Below are 6,971 nucleotides of genomic sequence, written 5' to 3'. Positions count from 1 at the left end.
ATGAACGCTCCTGAAACCGATTTCAATGCGGGCCTGGGCCAGCAACTGTGGGGGCTGGTGGCAACCGAACTCCCGACGAGTTCTGGATGTGACGCCGCGGGCTGTGCGCCCCTGGAGCCGGAGAGTCCCATCACCGGCCTGACCGGGGTCGACTTCTACGCATGGCTGGGGCAGATCCTGTCCGGCCAGGAGAAATTTCCGCTGTTCGACACCTGGTTCCAGAACGCAAATTTGTTCAGCCCGTACTACTTCAACCCCAGCTTGGACGCCCAGACCGACCCCAGCGGTGCCGTCCATCCCTTCCTTGGCTGGTCATCCGCGACTGATCCCCTTCTGGGCGGCCAAGGTATCCCGGGCACGGGCCCCGGCGACGCGATGCCGTGGTCGGGCGAGACCTTCACGTTCCAACCCTGGGTGCCGGTCGAAAACTTCTTCAACAGTTTGATGGCGACGCCCTCAACTACCGGCCTCGACGGCACCGGCATCGACGCTATCTACGGCAACCCGACCGAGATCGCGCAAACGTTGCAGGCTTTCGCCGCCGGGTTGACGCTGTTCGATCCGTTCACTCCGGGAAGCCCGTTCTGCCCGGGGACGTGCTCCGGGGTCGTCAGCGCCGGATTGGACTATCCGGCCCTGATCAAGGACATCGGAAACATGATGCCGGGCAATCCGGTGATCAACGAATGGCTGGCCAACTATGCCGGCGGCTCGGCCGGGCCCGACGGCGGGGTCAACGGCCCGACGGCGGAGCAGATCGCAACCTCCATCGCGCTGTTGCAGAACCAGAATTTCTGGGACTTTGCAAACCCGGCTTACCTTGGCCAAAACACGCCGGGCAGCTTCGATCTCGCCACACTTGCGCCGGAATTCCACCAGTTCTGGACGGAACTTGGCTTCACCGTTCCCCCGCTGGCGGCAGCCTCGGACGCCCCCAGCGCAGCGGCCGCGGGCGTCGATCCCAACGCGTTGTCGACGGACATGAGCGCGCTGACGGCGATGTTCAGTACGTCCGCGGTGTCGGAGCTCTTATCCGCGCTGACGACGGACCTGACCACGCAACTGCAGGCGGACCTCAGCACAATGCTGGCGTCCTTGGCCGCAGACCTGCCTGCCAACTTCGCGAGCACTTTGCCAGCAGACCTGCTGACGTTGTTCTAAGCCGCGACTCGCGGTGGGATATGTCTGCCCCAGCACAGGGTTGGGGTCCGATCACGCTGTGGCTCAGGGACTACGTGCTCAAACCCCTGCTCATCACTCGATCCCACATCCGGTCGGTCAGTAGTGCTCGGGCAAGCACGGACGCCTTGCCAGACGCCCCGACGATGTAGCGGGGTTTGGGGTTTCTGGACTTGACTGCCCGAATAACAGCGCGGGCGACAGTGTCGGCGCCGACCATCATGCCGGGCATTTCGGTGAGCGAACGCGTGGTGGCCGCGTAGCGGCGCTTGAACTCGCCGTACGGATCGTCATCGGCGTATGACGGTGTCGCCTCAAGTTGGGATGTAACGAATCTCGTGCGCACCCCGGTTGGATCGATCAACACGACCCGAACACCGAACTGCGCTACCTCGGCCCGAAGAGCAAGCGAAAGCGCCTCGACGCCGTACTTGACGATGTGGTACGCGCCTGCGCCCGGGCTGGTGAACCGTCCGCCGGTGCTTCCGATAGTGACGATCCTGCCCGCTCCACGAGCGCGCATACCGGGTAATACGGCCTGTGACAGGTGGAGTGTGGCAACCACATTGGTTTCGAACAGGTTTCGTAGGTCGCTCAGCGCCACCTGCTCAAGAGGGCAAGGGAGCGGGAATCCGGCGCTGTGGACGAGGACGTCCACCCCACCGCAATCGGCGTGGATCTCCTCGACGAGCCGGGCCACTGCGGCCTCGTCGGTGACATCGAGCGCGCGGGCCTGCAGTCCCCGTGACCGCAAGGTATCGAGAGCTTCTGGATTGCGGCCGGCCGCGAACACTACGTAATCGAGCGCCTGCAACCGGTAGGCGGTGGCCTCGCCGATGCCGCTCGTCGCTCCCGTGACCAGAGCAATCGGCTGGTTCTTCATCGGATCAGGGCTCCTTGCAACGGTAGTCGTTATCCGGCAGGCAACATTATGAGGAATTGTTCATGCGTGCAGACGACCACGCCGGCAAACATCCCGTCAGAGGTGCTCCGACCGATCGTTATTGCAGTTACCGTAACCCACTGTCACTTACGTTCAGAGGTGTCCGTAACAACCGCGAATGGCAGATACTCAAGCTGTTTTGGGGCCGCTGTGCGCCCGACAGATCCGTGGCGTCCACCCAGAGGGCACGAACCGACTACCACGCCTTGATGTTTCATCAGCCCTGCAACACTGCGATCAGGTCTCAGAAAAGTCCGGCGAGGCTTGATAGCAGATCGGTGCTTGACAGTGAGGCGACGTCCGTTGCTGCACTGGAGCCGAACAGCGCGCTGAGTTCTGCTGTTGCGTATGTGCTGAGGTCCGCTAACAGTGCGCTGAGGTTCGGCTGTCCGCTCAAATCCCCGGCTAGTGCACTGGCGGTGGGCAGCGCCGAGACGGATGCCCCCACCGAGCCGGATTCCAATCCCGAAATATCCGGTAGGTACGGGTAAGCATTCGGCAGGTCGGACGTCGGTAACATTCCCAGGTCGACCATGGCGGCCGTCCATCCTTGCTGCGCCCCAGTGGCAAGCTCAGCGTCGACGGTAGTCCAGTCGATATTTGGCAATGACAAGTCGGCCGGGGTGGCGACATTGGCGCCCCCGGTGCGGTCATAACCCAAGTCGATGATCACCCGCATGTCGGGCTGGATCAAGTCGGCCATTGCAGGTCCCACGCCGGGGATGGCACGCAGCCCGTCCAGCAACGGCAGATCTTGGGTGGCAATCATGAAGTACTGGGTGGCGCCGTCGTATCCCGGAGATGTCGGCTCGAGCACAGCTCCGGCGAGCTCTGAGGGTGTGAAACCCGTTGGCCAGCCAGGAAGTAAAAAGGGGTGTAGGTCAATAAACCCGGCCACGGCGTTTGCGTCCGCCAGCAGGTCGGCCGGGTACTGCGGGAAGTCGGAGCTTCCGCTGTACTCGACGGTGTAGATGTCGGTGGGGTAGAGACTGTCTGCAGGAGTCGCGGGGAAGCTCATGGTAGCGAGATACGGGAAGCGCTCGACAAACCCCCCGTTGGGGTTGTTGAGATCTTCGACGAGTACGAATTGCAGATCCGCCGGATTGGGCTGTCGGTCGGCAGGTAGGGCGGCGAGATTGACCATTTCCTGGGTGGCGATCGAGGTGCTCTCCGAGTAGGCGAAGACGACGACGTTGTTTCCTTGCCCGAGTTGCTGCATGATCCCTTGGTCCAACTCAGGGACACCCTGGGTGATGACCTGCTGATAGTCAGCACCCTCTGGCGTGAGCTGTACGACGGGGGAGTACCCAGGGAACACCGGCTGCCCCGGGAATTGCTGGGTACCCGGGAGGAAAAGGTTCATCACCTCCGATACATACGTCTGATTCGGGTCGGGTGTGCCGGCGTAGCCCATGATCAGCGCGGTATCGTCCCCTAAGGCAAACGCCGGGTTCAGCGTCGAGGCCACTTCCAAGAGGCCGGCGCTGGCACCTGCCAACAGCCCAACCCCCAGCCAACGAAGACTACGTCGTGTCATGGAACCTCGATTCAGATCACGTCAACGACCCTGCTCAGCATGTAGATCTCGGCCGAGGCGTCCGAAGGCAGCCGATTGGTCTTAGCGCTTAAAACCGATGCCTATCTTCCATTCGGGCGCGCGCTCGTGTGCAACATTCGCGACATTGGCGTGTCGGAAATCTCTGCGCCGGTGGCCCCGGGCACTTCCGTTAAGCCCCGCAGATGCCGAACCGGTGCCCGCGGCTTGGTGCACACAGATAAGGTCGGGTGCGTGGGGATGCCGACACCAGAAGACGACCGCGCTGCGATCGTCACCGGCGCATCGTCAGGTATTGGTGAGGCCATCGCGCTGGAGCTTGCACGGCGCGGCCATCAGCTGGTGTTGGTCGCTCGACGTACCGACCGCCTTCACGCACTTGCCGGGAGTTTAAGTACCAAAGCCCACGTCCTATCCGCCGACCTATCCAGCCGAACCGATCGTGCCGCGCTACCGGGGCGCGTCGCGGCACTGGGCCTGGTGCCGGACATTCTGATCAACAACGCTGGCCTGTCGGTTGGCGCTCTGGTGGCGAAATCGGTTCCAGAACAACAACTCAACCTCGTCGAAGTTGATGTCGTCGCCGTGGTGGATTTGTGCAGCAGATTTCTGCCGGGGATGGTGGAGCGCGGTCGCGGCGCCGTGCTGAACGTGTCATCGTTGGCGGGCTTCTATCCCCTGCCCGGGCAAGCCGCTTACGGTGCTGCGAAGGCATTTGTGTTGTCTTACACCGAAAGCCTGCGCAGCGAGTTGCGCGGCACCGGTGTCACAGCCACTGCATTGTGTCCGGGACCGGTCGCCACCGGATTGGACGACGCCGCCGGGTTCAGCGCAGGGGCACGTGCAGCCGTGTTACCTAGCTTCATGTGGAAGTCCGCCGACGAGGTCGCACGGGCTGGAATCGATGGTTTGGCTGCAAATAAGCCGCGTGTGGTCCCGGGTCGGGCAAATCGGCTCGCCGCGGCGTTTTGTCGGATTGCGCCGCACGAGCGGCTGCTGCCGCTGCTCGCGCGACGCGCACTGCCGACGAAACCCAATTAGCGGCATGGCGCGCTCGGAATAGCATACGGATTATTGGACACCCAATGGTTCCGGTGCCACGGACAGATAGGCTGACGCGGTGCTAGAGGTGATCGAAAAGGGGTACGTTAGCGAGTCCCATCCTGTTCCCCTGCTCTTTGTCCACGGCGCGTGGCATGCAGCATGGTGTTGGGACGAAAATTTCCTCAGCTTCTTTGCCGATAAAGGTTATCGGGCTTTGGCGGTGAGTTTCCGCGGTCATGGAGACAGCCCGACTAGCAAGCCACTGCGTGTCTGTTCGGTCGCTGACTACGTCGAGGATGTCCGCTCGGTTGCCGACCGCCTCCCCAACGCACCAGTGGTCATCGGTCACTCTATGGGCGGTCTTATCGTGCAGAAGTATCTGGAGTCGCATGACGCGCCGGCTGGCGTTTTGATGACGTCCATTCCTCCGCAGGGAAACCTCGGAAACGCACTGCGGTGGATTAGGCATCGCCCGTTGCATTTTGCCAAAATGACGATCTCCGGTAAGGCGTTGCCGTATATCACCCCTCCACAACTGGCCCGGGAGCGATTCTTCTCTCCGCAGACGCCGGAGGCCGACGTCCGCAAGTACGCGGCCCGGCTGCAAGAAGACAGCTCGCGCATCGGCATCGACTGCCTGCTGCTGCGCCTACCCCGGCCTAAACGCGTGACGACGCCGCTGCTGGTGCTCGGCGCCGAGGAGGATGGTGCGCACACCCGCAACGAAATACTCGCCACCGCACGCGCATATGGCACCGAAGCAGAGTTCTTCGCCAACATGGGCCATAACATGATGCTCGAGCCGGGATGGACCGCCGTCGCCGAACGCATCGATACCTGGTTGGTTGCGCGCGGGCTCTAAGCCTTTCCGCTCAGGCGGGTATCAACTCCAGCGGAAGATGCTCCAGCCCGCGCATTGTCGGGTTGTCGAGGTAACGGTAGTCCCCGGCGAGGCGGATCGCCTCGACCCTCGGTAGCAACTGTGAAAATACCCGGGCACCTTCCAACCGGGTCAACGGTGCGCCTAGGCAGAAGTGGACGCCACCACCGAAGGCCAGATGGTCGGTCGGGTCGCGGTCGAGGTCGAAGGTGTCCGGATTGTCGTAGTGACGGGGGTCGCGGTTGGCCGCGGCGAACAGCAGCAACACCCGTGCGCCAGCGGGAATCGTGTTCTCCCCGACGGTGTAGTCGCGAGTTGCGGTGCGGTAGAACCCCTGCACCGGCGCGACAAATCGCAGCTGCTCCTCGATGGCGGCGGGAATCAGCTCAGGGTGCGCGCGCAGCCGGGCATACAGGTCGGGGTGCTCAGCGAGGGTTAACAGCAGCCCCGACAACATATTTGTCGTCGTCTCGCTGCCGGCGCCGATCAGCATCGCGGCGCTCCAAAAGATCTCGTCGTCGGTGAGCACGTCGTCGGCGTCGGCGGGGGTCATCATCGAGATCAGGTCGTCACTGGGATTTCGGCGTCGCTGCGCGATGAGGGGATCGAGATTGCGGCGCATCGCCGCGGTCGCGGAGCCCGAGCGCGCGGAGAGGGTCATGCCGTGCCGAGTCAACGGCACGAAGGAACCTGCGACCATCTCGTCCGACCACTCCACGAACTGGGGCCGATCGTGCCGCGGTATGCCCAGCATCATCGCGATCAGCCGGGTTGGCAGCGGTTTGGCCAGCTCGGACACCGCCTCGGTGTTGCGGCGGGCGATGACGGCGTCGACGAGTTCGTCAGCGACCTCGTTGATGTTGGCCTGCCAGGCCGCCATCGCCCGTGGGGTGAACGCACGGGAGACGAATTTGCGAAGCCGAGTGTGATCCGGTGGGTCGACCGCGTTCATCGACGGCAGGTGGACGCGGAAACGGCTTTGGCTCTCCGCCGACGATAATGCGTCGTTGTCGCGCAACGCCTTTCGCAAATCGTCGTAGCCGGCGATGATCCAGATGCCGCGCTTGCGGTTGTACCATACGTTTGGCACGTCCGGCCCGGTGAGCAAGCTGCGATAGCCCGGGTACGGGTCGCGCATCGTCTCTGGTGAGAACGGGTCGAAGTCGGTGGCGGGTGCGGTTTTCCGACCGGTCAAGGTGTAGCCGTACGAAGTGGCTTTGTCCCGAGCCACCCCGACCAGGCCGTCGACTCCGACCTTCATGAGGCTGGCGCGGAAGCGGAGCCTGCGAGCCAACGACATGTGGTTACACCCTTCGTGAGGATTCGTGCCGGGGTTACGGCAGCTACCGTAACCGACGGCCACTTACGGT

General features: G+C 63.0%; 5 protein-coding genes and 1 pseudogene. 3 read left to right on the top strand and 3 right to left on the bottom strand.

Going from position 1 to position 6,971, the window contains the following annotated elements; all coding sequences use genetic code 11:
- Positions 1-1,161, top strand: a pseudogene (locus WAN71_RS24080) (hypothetical protein); the annotation flags it as partial.
- Positions 1,162-1,231: 70 nt separating this feature from the next.
- On the opposite strand, the gene WAN71_RS24075 reads toward WAN71_RS24080, so the two are convergent.
- Both WAN71_RS24075 and WAN71_RS24070 read right to left on the bottom strand, forming a co-directional pair.
- On the bottom strand, positions 1,232-2,062 hold the full coding sequence (locus WAN71_RS24075) for an SDR family NAD(P)-dependent oxidoreductase (RefSeq protein WP_422227740.1): 831 nt from the start codon (positions 2,060-2,062) through the stop codon (positions 1,232-1,234).
- Between the two features lie 304 nt (positions 2,063-2,366).
- A complete protein-coding gene (locus WAN71_RS24070; protein WP_422227739.1) occupies positions 2,367-3,659 on the bottom strand; it encodes a PE-PPE domain-containing protein in 1,293 nt (430 codons plus the stop codon).
- Between the two features lie 252 nt (positions 3,660-3,911).
- On the opposite strand from WAN71_RS24070, the gene WAN71_RS24065 reads away from it, so the two are divergent.
- Together WAN71_RS24065 and WAN71_RS24060 are read left to right on the top strand one after the other, a co-directional pair.
- Entirely contained in the window at positions 3,912-4,718 is an 807-nt protein-coding gene (locus WAN71_RS24065; protein WP_422227738.1) for an SDR family NAD(P)-dependent oxidoreductase, read from the top strand.
- Between the two features lie 79 nt (positions 4,719-4,797).
- Positions 4,798-5,583, top strand: coding sequence for an alpha/beta hydrolase (locus tag WAN71_RS24060; protein ID WP_422227737.1), 786 nt, complete (start codon positions 4,798-4,800; stop codon positions 5,581-5,583).
- A 10-nt stretch (positions 5,584-5,593) separates the two neighbouring features.
- On the opposite strand, the gene WAN71_RS24055 is transcribed toward WAN71_RS24060, so the two are convergent.
- Positions 5,594-6,901, bottom strand: a complete 1,308-nt coding sequence (locus tag WAN71_RS24055; protein WP_422227736.1) for a cytochrome P450 — start codon at positions 6,899-6,901, stop codon at positions 5,594-5,596.
- Positions 6,902-6,971: the final 70 nt, after the last annotated feature.

This window comes from Mycobacterium sp. (assembly GCF_049280035.1).
In the GTDB taxonomy this organism is placed as follows: Bacteria; Actinomycetota; Actinomycetes; order Mycobacteriales; family Mycobacteriaceae; genus Mycobacterium.
The sequence above is the reverse complement of the archived record's forward strand: the minus strand, read 5'-3'. Positions and strand labels throughout refer to the sequence as shown.